General features: G+C 42.5%; 21 protein-coding genes. All 21 read left to right on the forward strand.

The annotated features are described in order from the left end of the window. Nucleotides 1-18 precede the first annotated feature (18 nt). The 21 genes from HV213_RS29920 (at nt 19) to HV213_RS30025 (ending at nt 17,900) form a co-directional block, all read left to right on the forward strand. Nucleotides 19-396, forward strand: coding sequence for a hypothetical protein (locus HV213_RS29920; RefSeq protein WP_022652171.1), 378 nt, complete (start codon nt 19-21; stop codon nt 394-396). Nucleotides 397-456: 60 nt separating this feature from the next. Next, complete coding sequence (locus tag HV213_RS29925) at nt 457-1,443, forward strand: hypothetical protein (protein WP_022652172.1); 987 nt, start codon at nt 457-459, stop codon at nt 1,441-1,443. Between the two features lie 59 nt (nt 1,444-1,502). After that, nucleotides 1,503-2,555, forward strand: a complete 1,053-nt coding sequence (locus HV213_RS29930) for an ATP-binding protein (RefSeq protein ID WP_022652173.1) — start codon at nt 1,503-1,505, stop codon at nt 2,553-2,555. 38 nt (nt 2,556-2,593) lie between these two features. Then, on the forward strand, nt 2,594-2,863 hold the full coding sequence (locus HV213_RS29935) for a hypothetical protein (RefSeq protein WP_032610391.1): 270 nt from the start codon (nt 2,594-2,596) through the stop codon (nt 2,861-2,863). A gap of 71 nt (nt 2,864-2,934) precedes the next feature. Next, nucleotides 2,935-4,062 (forward strand): DUF3150 domain-containing protein, encoded by a 1,128-nt coding sequence (locus tag HV213_RS29940; protein ID WP_015063132.1) that lies wholly within the window; start codon nt 2,935-2,937, stop codon nt 4,060-4,062. A 77-nt stretch (nt 4,063-4,139) separates the two neighbouring features. Then, nucleotides 4,140-6,152 carry a vWA domain-containing protein gene (locus tag HV213_RS29945; protein WP_015063133.1) on the forward strand — a complete coding sequence of 671 codons (2,013 nt, stop codon included), beginning with the start codon at nt 4,140-4,142 and terminating at the stop codon, nt 6,150-6,152. A 70-nt stretch (nt 6,153-6,222) separates the two neighbouring features. Further along, the gene (locus tag HV213_RS29950; RefSeq protein WP_015063134.1) at nt 6,223-6,444 is read left to right on the forward strand and encodes a hypothetical protein; all 222 of its coding nucleotides are present in this window, start codon (nt 6,223-6,225) and stop codon (nt 6,442-6,444) included. A 114-nt stretch (nt 6,445-6,558) separates the two neighbouring features. Further along, a complete protein-coding gene (locus HV213_RS29955) occupies nt 6,559-7,791 on the forward strand; it encodes a DUF7146 domain-containing protein (protein WP_032610499.1) in 1,233 nt (410 codons plus the stop codon). 273 nt (nt 7,792-8,064) lie between these two features. Then, nucleotides 8,065-8,589: a hypothetical protein gene (locus HV213_RS29960; protein ID WP_022652175.1), complete on the forward strand. Its 525-nt coding sequence runs from the start codon at nt 8,065-8,067 to the stop codon at nt 8,587-8,589. A gap of 77 nt (nt 8,590-8,666) precedes the next feature. Continuing rightward, nucleotides 8,667-9,545, forward strand: coding sequence for a hypothetical protein (locus tag HV213_RS29965; protein ID WP_015063137.1), 879 nt, complete (start codon nt 8,667-8,669; stop codon nt 9,543-9,545). Nucleotides 9,546-9,612: 67 nt separating this feature from the next. Then, nucleotides 9,613-10,548, forward strand: coding sequence for a hypothetical protein (locus tag HV213_RS29970; protein WP_015063138.1), 936 nt, complete (start codon nt 9,613-9,615; stop codon nt 10,546-10,548). Between the two features lie 77 nt (nt 10,549-10,625). Then, nucleotides 10,626-11,546, forward strand: coding sequence for a hypothetical protein (locus tag HV213_RS29975; protein WP_022652176.1), 921 nt, complete (start codon nt 10,626-10,628; stop codon nt 11,544-11,546). A gap of 73 nt (nt 11,547-11,619) precedes the next feature. Next, nucleotides 11,620-12,555 (forward strand): hypothetical protein, encoded by a 936-nt coding sequence (locus HV213_RS29980; protein ID WP_022652177.1) that lies wholly within the window; start codon nt 11,620-11,622, stop codon nt 12,553-12,555. Between the two features lie 176 nt (nt 12,556-12,731). Then, on the forward strand, nt 12,732-13,688 hold the full coding sequence (locus HV213_RS29985; RefSeq protein ID WP_022652178.1) for a hypothetical protein: 957 nt from the start codon (nt 12,732-12,734) through the stop codon (nt 13,686-13,688). Between the two features lie 408 nt (nt 13,689-14,096). After that, nucleotides 14,097-14,366, forward strand: a complete 270-nt coding sequence (locus HV213_RS29990; protein ID WP_015063142.1) for a hypothetical protein — start codon at nt 14,097-14,099, stop codon at nt 14,364-14,366. Nucleotides 14,367-14,475: 109 nt separating this feature from the next. Further along, nucleotides 14,476-15,012: a hypothetical protein gene (locus HV213_RS29995; RefSeq protein WP_223203164.1), complete on the forward strand. Its 537-nt coding sequence runs from the start codon at nt 14,476-14,478 to the stop codon at nt 15,010-15,012. A gap of 7 nt (nt 15,013-15,019) precedes the next feature. Beyond that, complete coding sequence (locus HV213_RS30000; RefSeq protein WP_015063144.1) at nt 15,020-15,277, forward strand: hypothetical protein; 258 nt, start codon at nt 15,020-15,022, stop codon at nt 15,275-15,277. Nucleotides 15,278-15,350: 73 nt separating this feature from the next. Next, nucleotides 15,351-15,887, forward strand: coding sequence for a hypothetical protein (locus HV213_RS30005; RefSeq protein ID WP_015063145.1), 537 nt, complete (start codon nt 15,351-15,353; stop codon nt 15,885-15,887). Between the two features lie 16 nt (nt 15,888-15,903). Beyond that, nucleotides 15,904-16,350: a hypothetical protein gene (locus tag HV213_RS30010; RefSeq protein WP_015063146.1), complete on the forward strand. Its 447-nt coding sequence runs from the start codon at nt 15,904-15,906 to the stop codon at nt 16,348-16,350. Further along, entirely contained in the window at nt 16,343-16,951 is a 609-nt protein-coding gene (locus tag HV213_RS33395; protein WP_015063147.1) for a hypothetical protein, read from the forward strand. Before HV213_RS30010 ends, HV213_RS33395 begins: the two co-directional genes overlap by 8 nt. After that, complete coding sequence (locus HV213_RS30025; RefSeq protein ID WP_022652180.1) at nt 16,941-17,900, forward strand: DNA replication terminus site-binding protein; 960 nt, start codon at nt 16,941-16,943, stop codon at nt 17,898-17,900. The genes HV213_RS33395 and HV213_RS30025 overlap by 11 nt, the downstream gene beginning before the upstream one ends. Nucleotides 17,901-17,907: the final 7 nt, after the last annotated feature.

A 17,907-nucleotide genomic window follows, 5' to 3' on the forward strand; every position in this document is an offset into this window, starting at 1 on the left:
AAAATGAGGAGAGAAGAAATGTCACATCTTGAATATGTTAATGAAGTTAAAGTGTCCGGGATAGTTATCAGTGCAATGGAGAAAGAAATGACTGACGGTAACGTTGGGTTATTAATAAAGCTCAAAAACAGAATGAAGACTGAAATTAATGGTGAAATCGCTGAGAGAGAATTTTCTATTCAAATCAAAGTGTCACCAGAAATGTATTCAGGCTGTTTCACTGGTATAAATCAAGGTGATGAGTTAATGGTCTCCGGTTATCTTGTTGTGGATATTGTCACGTTGGAAGGGAGAGAGCACCCTCTTGACTACATGAGAGTCGTTGCAACAAGTAAGTTAGCTCACATACCTAAACCCCCCAAGGGTTTTGGGCAAAGTAGCTTTAGACAGATCTGACATTTAAACCACCCTAAAGGGGAGAAATCCCTTCATGGGAGATCTCCCTTTGGAGGCCCCATGAAACAAAAAATTAGCTCGACATCATTTATTGGTAAACAAATGGATTTTTTCTCTATATTCGATTTTGAAGAAGAGGAAAATGAAATAATACCCATAGTTGAGTCTCCGCTTGAATATATAAATAATGCAATAGCCCAAAAGCAAAGCATGCAATCAGAAGAAAAACATTCTGGCCCGGAACTGGTGCCTCATGTGTCGGATGATGTTGCATTGCTAGGTCATTGTTCCAAATTACTCAACAATCAAATTCTGCATGGAATTAGTTTTGCTTCTGAAACTGATTATCTCTTCACTTTAGAAGAATACAATGCAGAATTAGGTGGTCTGGTTATCGACTGGGCTCCTGAAGATGTATATCAGTTATACGTCGTCGCAATGGAAGAGTCGTTGGAAAACGTTAAATATCTTGTCTTTACAAAATCACTCTATACAACTGATGAATTCGGAAATATCAAAGTGAATCCGCTTCTTGAAGCAGAAACACGTTGGTATATGTCGCAGTCATTTGAGCTTACATGTGCCACTCATGGTATAGATGCTATTGAGTTTAGGTCAGAGCTTAAAAAAAGCTTGTATGAATACACGCACAGTTTTGAAAGTGAAAATGTTAAATTATCTCAATATCATCAGGATAAAGAGATTATTTTGCATGATTGTAAGGAAGATATGGGATGGGATATCTTTTTCGACCGTGACTATTTATTGGCAGAAAATAAACTGGCAGTAAAATGGACTGATCGGGATATAATGGATGTCTATTCTAAAGCATTTAAATCAACAATTAATTTGTTTGAAAAACTTGTCGTAAATAACAAGTTAACATTAAGGGATACATCAGGTTGGGTTATCGTAAACCCTACATTTGAGCGCCAGTTCGAATGGATTGAATCTGAAGTATTCGAAATTGTAGGGACTCATCTTGGTTACAACGTTGATGCTATCAGAAAACAGATGGTTACAGCGTGTAAGATGACCTTCAACTAATATGCCACTGGCAAACATCTGCCAGCGGGCGGTGTTTGCATTTTACCGGAGTTTTAAAAATGACTAACGCCGCAACTATATTAGAAACCGAAAATTCATTACTGGAAGAAAATATTGGTAATCTGTTACCCGCAAATGTTATATCTACAAAAGCATATGCGAATAAGGAACAATATTACCTGGTTAAGGCCAAAGATTTGTTTGGTATTCCTGAAATGTCCGAGGATATGATAGTTCCAGTATTTAAACGTTTATCTCCACATCGTGCAAACCTGAATAAGGATTATATACCGAATGCTCGTATACTTGAGCAAGTAGTACAATTGCTCGTAAGTAACGATATAGATTTAAGTGTATGCCTGAAAGGGGAGTCTGGTTCTGGTAAGACTGAAATGGCAATGTACATTAGCCATATGCTGAATTGGCCGCTAACCATAAAGCAAATCAACAGTAATATTCGTGCTGATGAACTTGAAGGTGAGCGTAGTCTCATTAACGGAAACACCAGTTTTGTGCCCAGCGAGCTTGTAACGGCGTTTCAGGAAGGCCACCTCATTCTTCTGGATGAAGTGGACAAGATTGACCCTGATACCGCCGCGAAGCTGCATATGCCTATAGAGCGTAAGCCCTGGTCACTAGCCGCCAACGGTGGCGAAGTGGTTAATGCCAATAAGTTTACGCGGTTTATGGGTACAGCAAACACAAACATGAGTGGGGGATCTCGTAAGTTCGTTTCATCACAGCGGCAGGATGCAGCGTTTATTAAACGCTTCCTGATTGTGGAGATGGAAAGGCCTTCAGAGGTTGCATTAACCAACGTTTTGCTTAAACGCTACAATAGCCTGCCTATGCTGGTAATTGAAAAATTCGTTTCGGTAGCCGTTGCAGTAAACAACATAGGAACTGAAGACAGTGTAATGGATATTCGTCAGCTTGTGGCATGGGTTGGAACGTCGATGACGTTAAAGACCATGTCCTTACTGGATACGTTTAAAATTGCTTTTGCGTCGGCTCTGCCTGCACATGCCAGTGGTATGGTGCTGGAAGCCATCGATTTAAAACTCGGTGACGATAAGAACCGTACAATGGAGTATTACACTGCAAAAAAGTAGTTATAGATGGGACGAGTTATCAGAAGGCTGAATGCCTTGTGACAGACTTTGCTCATCTTTCGTTTTACGGTTTTTTGAGTGCAGACGGGGATGAAACTTTCGCGATTGCACAGGAAGGAAATCAATATATAGGTCTTAAGCAGCACAATAATGACTATTCATTTATTTGTTATCAAGATTGTGACAAAGATATGGAAGCCATGATTAAGGGCCTTGAATCAAAAGGATTCATGTATCAAGGAAGTATTCAATCGACGTCTGTCGAGAGTGAATTTCCTGGAATTCTTTTAACAACACTTGAGAAGTAATAATCTTAACCCTATCGGGAAATCTTTCCCGACAGGGAGGTTTTCCCATTTTTTTAATCTGGAGAAAACCTATGACTTTCAATACTTCTAAACTTAATAAAGTTTCCGCTAAGCAAATCTGTGATAACTTTGTAAAAGCACATCCTGATTTGTTGGAAGGTGCTGTTATAACAAAAATCGAAATCAGTGGTTGTCAGGGCTCTCGGCGTACCGATAAAATCGAACTGTCCTATGGCGGCGATGATATAACGGACCAGAAGAGCGTGTCTAAAAGTGAAGTTCGCTGGATAGACATAAAGGCACTGAGTTTCAAAAGCACTATCACTAGTCGAATTTCAACACTCTGTTCACGGTTGTGTATCCGCTATAGCAATATGTGGATTTTGCCTGTCGAAAGAATGGAGGAGTTTCTGGAAGAGGCACAAGAAATTGAACGTGAATTTCAAGCCGGTATCCAGAATGTGGTTGATAACTATGACACTCATATTCAGGCTGAGAAAGATCGCAGTCCGTTGATGTCAGATTTAATCGACCAGTTGAAATTAACGAAAGATGATTTTATTAAATCATTCCGGTTTAATCTGGCGCATTTCATTCCGTTTTCACCGATTAGTGTGGAGGGGGATGAAACACAGGACTTTTATCAGGAACAACTGATAATCGATTTGGCCGATGAAGCTATGAAGGTTTATGCAAAAATCAGTAAAAATGATAATTTGCGTTCCAGCACGATTGACCGATTAAAACAGATGCAAGATAAAATCATTAGCTTTATGTTCATTCATAAAGAGGCGGTTGTTCTTGCAGAAGCTATCAAGCACGTCATGAATAATTTACCCAAAGGCGCCATTTCTTCTCCCCGTGATGTTGCGGTGTTAAAGCAATGGTTCTATTTCATGAGTGATGCGTCAATGCTGAAACGTATTATTTCTGGTGAGCAGAAAGTAACAGATTGGCTGGATTCCATTACCCGGTCATTCAATATTGATTCACAGGATAATACGGCTAACTCTCAGAATGCTTTTGAGGATGATGTTTTTTCTTCAGCAAATGTGTTCAGAGAAGATCCGCTTGAAGAAGTTGAGAAAAACGCAGTAACTGCACCTTTGTCTGCTGTTGTCCCTGAAGAAGATGTTTCCCTTCAGGCCAGTGGTAGTAATAGTGCTTTTAACAGCGAACTCGAACTGAACGGCTGGTGATTTAGTCTTGTAAAAATAACCCCAGATGGGTACTTCACCATCTGGGTGAGTACCCTTTATTAATTAAAGGTACTCAAATGAAATTTGATTTGAAATCTTCACCCCGCCATATTCAACGCCTGACGAATATAGCCAGCGTGATAAGCGGTATAAGTGGTCTTAATGTTGTAATAGACAATAAGGTACATACACCTTATTTCAACAGCGAAAAGAACGTTTGTGTATTACCTAATGGTGATTATAGCGATGAGAAATTCGTCAAGCTAATTGAAGGGTTTATATGTCATGAAGCTGGACACGGTCGCTATACAGAACATGAAGTATACCGTGAAGCTTTTGTTGGGGAACTGATTAATGCAGATGGCTTCATCAGTATAGATGATAAGCTGAACGCTGAATTTCAAACCCTTAAACAAAAGAAAATCGCATATGCCCGGGCTTACCGTCTACATGGACTTATTAATCTCTTTGATGATGTCCAGATGGAAGAGAAAACGGGTATTGACTATCAGGAGGCAAAAAAGCGCCTCGCGGTAAGTTATGCCTTGATGGTTGAAGCTGGGCGAATGACGGTTGATGTTTCTTCAAGCCCTCAAAACCCTGTTCAGTTTATTGAAATGTTCCTGCTTAATACATTGCGGGTTAACGTTCTCCAGCAAGAAGGGCATAAAGAAACGCTTGATCCATTTTTCGATTATGCAAAGAAAATCCTTGAGCCTGTAATTTTAGAAGTTGATGAGATTATTCATCAGGCTCTAAGTTGCAAAAGTACGCAAAATTGCGATTCTCTGGCGCGTAAAACCTTGGCTCTTTTAGAGCGTTTACGGGATGAAGCCAAAGAGAAACAGCAAGAAGAGGATCAGAATAAAGACCCGCAAAACGACACAGACAATTCATCTGGCTCTGAGAATGAACCTGATTCCGAAACCAATGGTGACAACCAGGGTGAAGGGGATGGAGATTCCGAAGAGCAAGACGATGATGCTGGTAATGGTAAAGCACCTATGGAAGATAATGAGCCGTCAGAGCAATCTAAAGGGGATGAAGAAAGTGCTGAGAGCGGTAACGGTGAACCTGATGGAGAGCCCGAAACCGATGAATCGGCTAACCCTGACTCGTATGATGCTGACGGAACTCCTTCCCAAATCGACAGTTCCAATGGAAATCCTTCCGATGGGGAAAGTAACTTTTCTCCTGAGCAGTGGAGTATCCTTGCCAAATTGCTGGATGATTTTCTTAACAGCGATGAGGAAAGTGAAGATTTTCATGAGGCTCTTGCAAATGAAATCTCCGTAATTGCTGCCAGTGTGTCGGATGAGGTTAAAGCTGAATTTGGTGCAAATGAGTGGGATCTTCCAGATTTGCTTATTGATCTGAATGTCTACAATGAAGCATTAAATATCAGTCAGACTCTTGGGGCAGACTTATCTGTTTTACAGCAGGTAAAAATGCGTGGTCAATTTAAAACCCGTGATAGAGGCTTGTCATTCGACATTAATCGATTGATCCAGTCTCCGATGGGTGTGAGGGATGTATTCCGGTCGCAAAGCGAATCTAAAAACCGGGGCCACGTCGGCTTGGTTATTGTTCGTGATATTTCAGGTTCTATGATTCTGGATCACCGTTATATCCACGCAATTAAGACTGACCTTGCATTAACTTTGGCGATTGAAGCTAATTCAAAAATGCACGTTGCTAATGTGATTTATCCGTTTGTCGACAAAGACTTTGAAGTTATCAAAACGTTTGATGAAAACGCGGAAGAGACGCTTTCAAAATTTTCACTCGGCTGTAAAGGGAATAATACCCCAACGGGTTCCGCCTTAATGGCTGCTGTAGAATTGTTACTTGAAAGCCAGTTTGACAGGAAAATTGTTTTCCTTATTACTGATGGTTATCCGACAGAGTCTGATTACACCATTAGTGATGTTCTTACGGTAGCTGAAAGTAACGGTATTGAAATCGCTGGTGTAGGCATTAAAACTGATGAGTTAATTGGTTTTGATGAGGGCACCTTCGTAAATGTTGATGATATTTCTTTACTGCCGAATGTGGTCAGTAAATTAGTACATCAAATTCTATCTAATTAACTCTACCCAATCGGGGCAAAATGACGCCCGGTTGGGTCGTTTTGCTCCCTGAAGGATTAAGGAGCAATATATGACTCAGATAAAGACTTACCGTGTCGAGTATGAAAAAGTCGGGATGATGCATCGTGTCCGTATTTTTGGTCGCATGGGTGAAGTTGTCAAAAGTGAATTGCCAAAAGAAGTAATTCTCCGGGATGTATCTATACCGGAGGGTAATGTAAAAATGGCAACATCAATGGTTGATGGTTTTATCCAGCGTCTTGAAAATAATGGCTTCAAGTCTGAAGCGTAATTGTTAAGGGCCATTATGGCCCTTATTCTTAGATTCTGCGTTGTGGGTTTCTCCCTGTTTTCTGCATCGCAGAGGGCATTGAGAAACCCACAATGCCAGATAAGAGAGAACAAAATGACTTATGCATCACCGGCTGTTAAGCGTACACCACATGAAGTATCTGAGCACTTTATTAAAATGGTTCACGCTCGTGTTGCGGAAGCCTCTGGCTGGCGCTATGTATTCGATAGAATACCGGCATTTAAAGATGCTTGTGATAAAGCACCTAGCCAGGTTCCTTGCCCCTTCACCGGGGACGGGAAATCAAAGTTCCGTTTCCGAAAAAAAGACCTCTATACCGGTTGTGCTATTCACAATGATTTCCCTGTGAATGCATTTTGTGACGGTATTGATGTGCTGGCAGAGTATTACAAGTTGAGCAAAACCCAGACTTGTAAGAAGATCTTGACTGATTTCTTTGGTATGGATCTGTACGCTCCGTTAACTGATGCGGATCTCGAAAGTGAACGGCGTTATAAATCAACAGTTCGTGCAACCGAAACGCTTGATAGCGATGAAGTTGAAAAACGGCTGCGTAAACTTGAAGTGTTATATCACTATACAGGTGAAATCAAGCCAGGGAGTCCTGTGGGCATGTATCTCCGAAATCGTGGTCTTAAACGAATTCTGAGTAATCTGCCTAAGGATCTTGGTCTGAACAACCGACTTTACTATATGGATAAGTCACTAGAGAAACCGTCAACTTACCCGGGAATGATCGCAATTTATCGTGATACACGGGGACGTCCTCTGACAATCCATAGAACGTTCGTAGAGAAAAATGGTGATAAGGCTCGGGTAGAGAATCCGAAACTGATGATGAAACCGCCTGCCGATATGACCGGCGGCTCAATTCAGCTGTACGACCCACACTACAACTCAGGTACCCGTACCTGGACGTTAGGTGTGGCTGAAGGCATAGAAAACGCGCTGTCAGTAACTGAAGCGACTTCAACACCGTGTTGGGCTGCGAGCTCTGCCTGGTGTCTTGAAAACGTTGAAGTGCCGGATAGTCTACTGCCTCCTCCGGATGTGAAAGAAATACAGTTTTACGTCTGGGCGGATAAGGATGTTGTGAATTCAAGAGGCGCTTGCCCGGGTATGGAGTCAGCAATACGACTTCAGGCCCGAATGGAAGAGTTTTTTGCAAAGCGATATCCCACTTCAGAGCTGACAATTAAAGTCTTTGAACCAGATTTCGATATTCCTGAAGGGACGAAAGGAATCGACTGGAACGAAGTATTGAAATTAACAGGACCTGATGGCTTCCCAGTAAAATGGGCTCCTGAATGTCTTGCTCAGCTTTAAACCCGATAACTCCCCCGCCTTTTTAGGTCGGGGGGGGTTATCTCTTTAGTGTTTAATTTCATAAATACTAAACAGATAATTAGATTTCCTTCGTGAAAATCACCTGTTATTCAGGTTTTTTTTACGGCTGAGATGCTTGCTCAGTTAAATAAATGTGCGGTACATCTGGCTACGGTCGGTTGTATGACGTGGTATATCCATATAACTCAAAACCCCTGACGGGAGTATTACCGTTAGGGTGATGCTCATCGTTTAATATAAGAGAGCATTGTTATGAAAACTGAAAATCAAGACTTATTTAATAAGTTTGCTGCTGTGATTTCATCTCGTATCGTTGAGCAACCATCATCATGCTATTATCTTCATGATAGTGAAGTTGACCTTACGATTTTAAAACACAGCATAATAGATAAGGACAAAAACCTGTTGTATGTAATTCGCCCTTCAGGTACATGTTTGTTACGCTGTGATAAATATTTTTTTCCGAATTACTATCTTACCTGTCGTGGAGATTATAAAGCATTCATTTATGTGCATTTTAATCTTGCTACAGGAAAAGCGGAAGATATCACGTGGCAACAAGCTTTAGAAGTTTTGTCCAAACCGGGAAGGCCCCCATTGAGAGGTTCTCTTGGAAGATTTGATTATTTAAAACTTGTGGTTGATGATCTTCGTACCCGTGGTTATGCCGATTTTCTACCGGCATATAATCTGGATGGACTTCGTCATTTTGCAGTAAAGGATGAGCGACCATCTCTTGTCAGTTATATCGACAATGTCATAGCTCTTTGCGCATAAACATATCACATATTTTAACTACATCCCTGATGGCCAATCCCATCGGGGGGGCCCTCAGCATTTAACCTGGAGGCCTTATGAAATTAGCTACAGATCTTGTCAATGCAGTTCTGATAAAGGATGGTGTTGTACCGGTTTCCATTACTGAGATGCCTGTACAGTCTCTTGTAAATCCTTTGACACAAGTGCATCTCAGCCTGTACCTGAAAACAACGCATTTATCGCGGTTCGTCCCTGACTATGTCGAGACTCTGAAAGATTGTCCGGTATCGTATGATATCGGCCTTGAACTTCAGCAGTGTATCAGCAGTGCTGAATTGCTCTGCGAAGACATGGAATCGCTTGAATTTATCTCTGTATGGATAGAACTCTATACGTGTAATTCAAAGCAACAACGGTTTGAGGAAAGTAACTTTTCTCTTCGTTCCGAAGATATCGAGCTGGCTAAGATGCTAGCTTGTTCCCATGATCTCTTGATTAGCCAGGCTGCTTGTTTCTGGCTTTTATATTTTGATGACTTCATGAGATATGTGCGTAATAGACTCTGTACTTTACTCAGAGAAGTTTTAATACTGATTGCCGGACTGCGGAATGCATTCTTGCACCGTAATGAAGATCAGTTAATTAAGAGAGTGAAGTACGGGAATGAAATGCTGGAGGTAACTCTTAAAGCTATTGCACTATGTTCAATGGACCGGTATCTGAAATCATTTACCTCTTTACGAACAGAAGCGGCAGCTTCGGGTTTTATCAAATGTGTTAAGTCTTATATCAGTACAGGGTGGAGACATGGTTATATAGTCTGTCACTATTATCGAAATGGACAGTCTCTTGGTAAGTCATTACCACTTTTTATAAGTGAGACGTCTGAATACAGTATACAGAAACGAGTAAATCGTCTTATATCTTCCACGATATCAGGGCGAAATAAAGATTTAGGTCTTTCTGATTTCTGATTAACACTACCCATCTGGGGATTACTCCCCTGATGGGCGTAATCCCTTTTTATAACGAGAGGATTACATGAAAATTATCGAGAAAATCATTAATGCATTTCTGATGTCACGCAATCACGCTGTGAAGGTCAGCAATGTTATCTGCTTAACTGGTTGTGACGGTAAATTTACTGGTATACGCTGTGACGCCGATGTTTCATTTGATTTTCTTCATTCGTATGCTAACGCATACAGTTCAATATTTTTAGATATCCCGTTCCCTGGGTTCGAAGACCAGAACATTACGGATTGTGTTAAACGTCAGTTAGATGTAGTGAAAAATAAGCAGAATCGGTCTTTCTTTATTGACCATATTAGATTCCCGGTTACTGTCAAGGAAGGATTCACTCTACAGCGCGGTGGTAGTTACGACGTGACTGATAGTGAATATAACAAGCAACGATTGCTGCATTTAACTCGACATGGACGTTTTGGTGAAGACTATCTCACGTACAAAGAAGGACTGAGTCCCTTCTTTTCATTTGTGAATGTAGAATTACATGAAACTATGAAGGAAGGTATTCGTTTAGCACTTGATGTTTTAAATAAGATAACAACTGACCAACCTGACCGTCTTATAAAGGACTTTAAATATCATGACTGTTACAATAGTTATAATGTTCAAATATTTTGTAAGGGGTTGCCAGTTGATATTCTGGAAACGATGATCGCACCTGACTTTTTGTCATCCGACATGTCTGGTAGTCGTCAGATCATCAAAAATGCACGCCGCTATCTTAAAGGCTTTGCCCACAGTAATCGTGTTTACATGAAGTACGGTTGGCGCTTAGCGGATATCGACACGTCTGATTATGCTAAAGTCATGTCAGATAAAGAAATGCATGCCAGAGATGATCTTAAAATGTTTTGCGGTGTCTTTGTTAAAGAGTGCTTCGCATCCGGAAAAGATGAATACGAAGCCTACCTTCAAGAAAGACAACACGCTATTCGTTACGGGTATTAAAACTTATTTTCAACTTATCTAATCCCTGAGGGAACTCTTCCCTTGGGGAGAATTCCCTCTTAACCGAGGGCAATAAAATGAAAGCTATTTATAAATTAATTGAAGCGATGCTGGTGAAGATGGGTTTTGAAGGTGCTGCGATCCAAAGTGTCAATCTGGAAACCGGAGTCATTCAGAGTCTTGTTGTGAAGGTTGATATTCCAGTCCGGACTTTAAAACCGCATTTAATGCGTTATCTGCGCGACTGGGAGCCTTTATGGGGCCCTGACGTGGATAACCATCCTGTTGCACAATATTGCTCAGGAGCTGCGTTGTTGAAGGCTGGGCCGGTCACTCTTGAAACCTTGCAGTTTGAGGTTTCAGTGTCAGCAGCTCACCTGCGTCTTGTTGATGTTGAGCCAGACTGGCTGAATGAAGGTGTGAACCGTGAAAAACTGGACTATGTCTATTATCGTTCCAGCAATGCAGACAAGGATTTAATCCTTGGTATGGTTGAAAACGGTCACAATTTCATCAGCCATCTTCATGGCCAGTTACGGTCACGCTTATCTCAGGTTCTTCCGCTTATTTTCGCAGTTACAGAAAAGGTTGCGGAAAGTTCAGTTCCACAAGTGTTAACCAGGTTCTTCAGTGTTGACCATCAAATCAATACTCAGATAGTAGTTGAACCGGTACCCGTTTCAGTTGCAGACCAGATAATTTCTGCCAACTGGGATGTGAGTAGTATTTCTGGGGCTGACAAGTTCCTGAACCATGTTAATCGTTACCTGTCGGGTAGGGTGATGAAGCGGCGCATTTACGCTGTTATTGAATCTTGCAACGATGGCCCTTTAACTCTCGACGCGAATCTAGGTTGCTTTACTTCACCTCTTCTCGTCACTGAGTACAAAATGGTTCAATCGCATTCTTCATCGCTGTACAGAAAGGCTATAAATAACTCGCTTAAGCAAATCAATTCGTATGCTCCAGAGCATTCGGATGATCTGCTTTACATGTAATTAATAAATAACCCTAAGGGAAGCTCAATCCCTTTAGGGGATGCTTCCTTTATTCTTTCAAGAGGAAGTAGATATGTTTAATGAAAACGATGATATAAATTTTGTTAGCGCCATGCTTAAAAAACAACTTGGTCTGACAGTAATTCAACAGGATATTAAACTGTTTGATAAGTCTAATTTCTTTGAACAACTCTCATTCAAAGCAGAAGTGGCGACTGATGATTTGTTATTCTATCTTGATTCATATATCGAAGAGTTGATAAAACATAAAGCGCCGTATTCTGAAACCGAAGTTCTCCGGAATAAAATCAAATACCTTTTTAAAGTATATGAAAAGTCTGGGTTTCAGAAAATAACAATTCGTGGTTATCATAATGCGCATAGCACTATGAAATTTTTCGATATAGCAACATCAATATTGGCGGCCTCAGAATCGTTGCCTGAATATGATGAATTTCAGAAAGGTCTCAGAAAGGAAATTTATCAGAATAGAATGAGTGTTGACGGGAAAGTTCTTATTGCCCGGTATGCACTGAAGCAATTTTTCCATTCTGATTTTGGCGACTTTATCTATGAGTTTGAGAAAAAAATAACAGAGTGTCTATTTAATTCTCTTCAGGTTATCAAGTCTGTTAAAAATTCATTTCATAGTTTAGGTCAATATCAATATCACCGTCGTGTAAATCATGAACTGATGTTGCATCTTGAGCTGAACACTGATGAATACCCGGCTTGCATGCCTGATCTTTACATTGGTTTCAATGAGTCTGAAGGCACGACGGGGGCGTATTGCGATGATGAAAAACTCATTCGTCTTTATACCTGCGTAAGTTCCGGACACGATGTGCCGGTTATGATGAACGTTCGTTTCACTGGCAGTGATGGGAGTGTTAAGTGTGAATCCTCGCACGGAACCTTCTCTTCTGTGGGACCTTGTGGCCGAGTACAAATCTGTGACAGAGCAGCGTTGATCCATGAAGCGATTGAAGAGTTTCGGGACGGTGTTTAACCGGTCCTCATTCTCACCTCATCGTAAAAAGTAACTTTGTTCGACTAAATGATTGCGTTCACTTTCCTGTTTAACTGGCAGGATAGAATGATTTAGAAAAACATATTTTTATCCACCCACTGGGGAAGTTGCTCCCCTATGGGGCACTTCCTTTCAATTTTCCTGAGGAAGTGAAAATGACTAATTATACTGATAATCAAAACTACGTTCGTGCAGTACTGGCAGACATTGGCATTGATTTTGATGAGACAGAGATTCATATCAATGTCTCTCACTGCCAGGGCGACGAGGTTTCTTTTTCTTGCAGTATATCAGCCAGTGAATTAAGACAGTCTGTGGACCATTATGCGGAAACGCTTAATGCTACTCAACTGGATGGACTGGATGCTAATACCCTCAAGAAGCGCCTGGTTTACTTCCTTGAGGTCTTCGACCAAGTTTCCGGTCAGTATCTGGATATCTCTGGTAAACACTACGCGACTAGCCGCTTTGAATACGATGATGTCTGTTGTGATATCCTAAGTCTTTCTGCGGATAGCACACAACCTGGTGGCTATGATCGTGAAGAATACAAAAAACTGATGGAAGTTGATGGACAGGTTTTAATCGCCCGTTTTGCACTGGAACAATTCTGGAATACGCATTTTATTGGGCTTATCAACTATGTATCAGATGAAATAACATCCGGTCTTCATGATGCTTATCGCACTTTCAGTGATATAAGCATGGCCGCTTATACATTTAGTGAGTATTCATATTCACGTCGAATTACCGACGAACTGAGTCTGCATATTTCACTTCAAGAGGACGATTTCGACGATCAATTAACCGATTGTTATATGGATGAAACAACGCTGCCGTCCGGCAAAGTAGTTTTACGTCGTAATAATGAATCGATTATTGATATTTATGAAAGTTATGCTGCAAAATCTTACTTTCATATGGTTGCTCATGTTCGAGTCCTTGATCAAGATGGTGAAGTCGTTAATGAACTTTACCAAGGGGTGAATGTATCTGAATTGACTGGTGGCCGGGTTAAAATCCATGACCGTCAGGATCTAATTTATGAAGTATTCTCCACATTACGTAAACTCATCCCCGCTACAGAGGTTAAAGTCTCCGTTGCGGCATGAGTGCTGAAGATAGTTTTATATCTTCAGTTTTTTATACTCCCAAGAAGGCACGGTTATCCGTGCCTTTTTTTATTCCTCAAATCTGTTCTTTAATCCGCTATATTTCAACGTACTCATTGACCGATATGATTAACTGCATTGCTCTCCGGTCACAGCTCTTCATAAACCATCCGTTACCTTCCGCATCAACTCCAATCCAAAATGACACTCTTTCTGCTGCTTCCTTTCCTGCTCCGGTTAGTTTCAATTTTTTGACACGTGTTTCCGTTTCCGGCCGCAATCAGTCTACATGCTGGAGACTGCATAAATAAAATTTACTTACTTTGTTTTAGTTTCGCGAAAATAGGTCTCTTATCCGAAAAATGGAACGATAGAGATTTGTATACTGTTTAAAACAAAGGAGTGACTATGCCTGCCACCATAAGTCTGAGCAATATCCCTGTGAACTCGGTCTTTTCCCACGACCAAAGCCAGTTCTCTTATCGGCATGTTGATTTCAGTATTGAGTTGCTGCTTTCTTCGGGAAGTGACTCACAGCTGGAGTATCTTTTTCTCAAACCGGCAGCTGAAGTAAAGGCCGATCTACAGCGTCGTTTAGGCCGTGGGGAACTCTTTGTGACAACAGACAGTTGCGACAATTTTAGCGAAGTCTATGGCTGTATGGGACACGATTGCTGAGGGCTTTATAAAGGCAGGCGTCCGATTTTATAACAATACGAGACACAAGCACCTAATGATGACTGAATCGTTCTATGACTGGGTTGTGTACTGCATCACGGGCGTAATAATGGCGTCGGCGCTCCTCGAAGGAAAAAGAACCCGTTTCCCGGCTGCATTTTTTTACGGAAGCATTGTGCTTCTGGTTGTTTTGATTGTGGCCGGTGGCCTGAACTGGTGGTTTTACCGGTCAAAATTCGGCTCAGTCGTCGTTATTTTTGCTGCTACAACACTGTTAATGACCCGATTCAGGATGGTCATTTATGCGCTCAGGTTTCGGTCGCTGGTTGCAGGTCTGCAATCACACGTTAACAAGGGGTTCAGGATAATCCTCGTTTTACCCGAAAATGAGGACGAGAAGATCGTATTAATGAGCATGTTGTCTAAAAAAATACCCGCAGGCGCGTTGTTTTATACCCAAACTGCTCTGGGTCCATATTCAGGGGATCTACTGCATGCATTGGGACAAAAGCATCTTATGGGCGAAGGTTACCTGCTTCTCTGTGAGCAACAACTTCCTGCCCGAACCTGGCTAAGCACTGTGGAAAACGGTGAACCAGAGACGTCTCTTGCAGTCAATTTTCATTCGATCCCTGATATGGAGTGATACCCCTATGTACAATACCGATTCACAGACCGTACCAGCTGACACCCTGTGTGAAAGCAGTTCTCAGGTGAAAATTCAGTTAAGTCGAAGTGCCTCCCGGGCGCTGACGACGGCGAAAGAAATTCTTGAAACCCGGGGACTGGAATCTGTATCAACTGAAGATCTCGTTCGGGCATGCCTCGAAGAAAATCATCCTCTCGATCTGGCCAGCATCTATCTTGAGCATCGACTAAAACAGAAGGGGACCAGCATCTGCGAATTTTAGCGTTTTGCAACCTATTGGGGAAAATCCGGAATGTGTTTAAATAGCTGTAAATAAAGCAATCTACAGGTAAATCATGAAAAGCAATCTTCATCCTTTTGGAGCGTCTGGCACGAAACGAGTACTCAAAACGGACATTGCGTTGTCGCTGCTCTGTTGGATGTTTACCAGTCCCTTTAGCAACTGGACCGAAAAATATTTTACCGGCACAGAGGTGCCTGAAGCACCGATGCCCGAGTTGGGTCAGGCACCTGAGGCTATCTTTCGATTTGTGCTTAATGATGATGGTTTTGATGTTGGTTATGACGCTGTGGGTATGGATCTCTGCTGTTTCTCTATCCCACTATCTGCAATGCCAACAGTAAATCTCGACGAAGAAGAGACGTTATCCAGGCTGACTGGCGAAATGATCCACGGCGTACTGCTTTCTCTGCCTGAGTACCTTGAGATGCCAGACAGGCTTGTCTATCAGCTAAATGATGAGGTAATGGCGTTCAATTCACACTGTGGCAACGGAATTCTCCATGGATGGACGTCAGCGCAAGAGCTGTGGCGAAACGAGATCTTGCCACGCACACCTATTTTGATGCAGCACACCTCAGTCATTCACTGAGTTCCGGGGGCTCTGGATGAAAAAGCGACTTTACCTGTTGGAATGGAAACTTTGTGAGACACGAGCCTGGTTAGGATGGATGGTTTTTTGGTTGATCATCAGTTTTATGCTGTTATCTGCGATGTTGATGACAGGGCATTTGCTAAACAAGTTTGTCCTAGCGCCCGTCTGGCTGTTTATCTGGTGCTCTCCCTGGTTATGCTTCTTGTTGAAGGTACGCGTGACCGAGATTGATAAAGGGCTGGTGAATACCCTTCAGCTCGGAGGTTTACCGGTTTGTCGGTGGAGCCGTCCTGTAGTTCCCGGCATTTGGTCTGTTGATCGAATGAACGGCCGCTACAGGCTGAACCGTATTGGCACGGATGGCCTAACGGTACATTATCCGTGGCGCTTGCATTATCAGCCTTTGTTCCTGACTCCGGATAACCAGATTTCTGATATTAACGGGGGTAAACATGAATGAAAAATATGACGCTGTAGTGAGTGCAGCTACCTCCTGTCTGTTGTATGTCCGTGAAAACGGAAGGTCAGGCCTCGGGGAATGCCCGGTGGCGTATTCGAATGAACTCATCAACAGATGGCTTAGTTCGGCTGAACGTCGTAATTTGCATTCTCGTCAGTGTTTGCGTTCGATCCGAACCATTCTGAAGCAAGCCAGAAAGTGTCGTCAGCCTGATTTTAAGAGCGTGATGCATTTGCTGGTGGAAGGTAATGGCGTTATCCCGGATGTTACAGTATCGGATTTGGGTAATGTGCAGAGTATACGAAATGAACTTATTGGACTGGGCTGGTGGGTGAAGTTCGGTGTACCGCTGGACTGGCAGCGTATCAATCTGCAACACAGGCCTGTCAGTTTTGGCCTTTTGTCCGACCTTAATCGTTGTTTCAGGCATGACGGCCAGCAGGCTGAACCTCTGCCCCTTTATACAACAGGCAATTCCGATGAACTGCGGAAGGTGTTGGAAAAGTACAGCTACCGGCTGCGTATCGCATCTTCAGAAGTGGTTGAGGATGTAACGGTGTTGCGCTGTTTTATTGAAACCGGAGTGATGAATGTCCAGTGAAAATTTACCTTTCTACCGTGATCGGATTCTGGAGCGAATTGAACAGCTCAGAGCCTTTCTGAATAACCATCAGCCGGTGATGGCGGAACTGATGACTGTGGGGGCCGTCACGCGCCACGAAGAGCGGCTGAAAGAGGTTACCCCAATTGAGGTGAGTACTATTTCTGATGCCTCTGTAGATGACATTATCCGTGTATTTCAGGATTTTTGTATCGATGACATCGATGTACTCAGCAGGAATTCAACGAAAGTAACGACCAAATATCCGGGGCTGATTATTGTTCCTGAGGGTGCCGAACTGCTGAGCAGAATTATTCGCGATATCAACGACGCCAAAACTGACTTTGCCTCAGCTATGAAAAGGGTAAATGATCAGAAACACATCCGCTTTGAGGAAGTTCACCGTAAACTTCCCGGCCTTGTGACAGTGGCGTCTACTCGCAAAATTATGTTTGTGGAGGCACGGCTTAAAAAAGTTACTTTTTGCTGGCGACTAAACCGGAACCAGGTAAAAACCAACGCCAGTGAGCTCATCGCGATGCTGGATAAGCGTCGTACGGCAGCGGTCAAATCGCCAGCGACCACTGACCTGACAGTGGTTGCGAACATCGATAGGGCGAAGGCATTACTTGAAAGAAAGGTCCTACAAGACGGGGATGCGTTACGTCTTTGTCGGACCAATACCTTCCCGGTTCCGATCGCGCATCTGTTCTCATACCGTCCTGAAGGCACGGAGCGTGGAAGTAGCAAATACGCCGAGACGGATTACAAGGTGGTGAAAGCCTCACTGCCCATTTTCGCTGTTGGACAAAAGCCAGCATTTAAAGGTCTTCAGAACTGGGTGCCTGCGTCGGATGACGCACCGTCAAATGCACGAAGGATCAACCATAGCTACACGGAGCTTGTACCCGGTGCGGATCTTGGCATTTTCATTATGAGTAAGGTCTGAGGAGAAA

Source organism: Klebsiella sp. RHBSTW-00484 (genome assembly GCF_013705725.1).
GTDB lineage: Bacteria > Pseudomonadota > Gammaproteobacteria > Enterobacterales > Enterobacteriaceae > Klebsiella.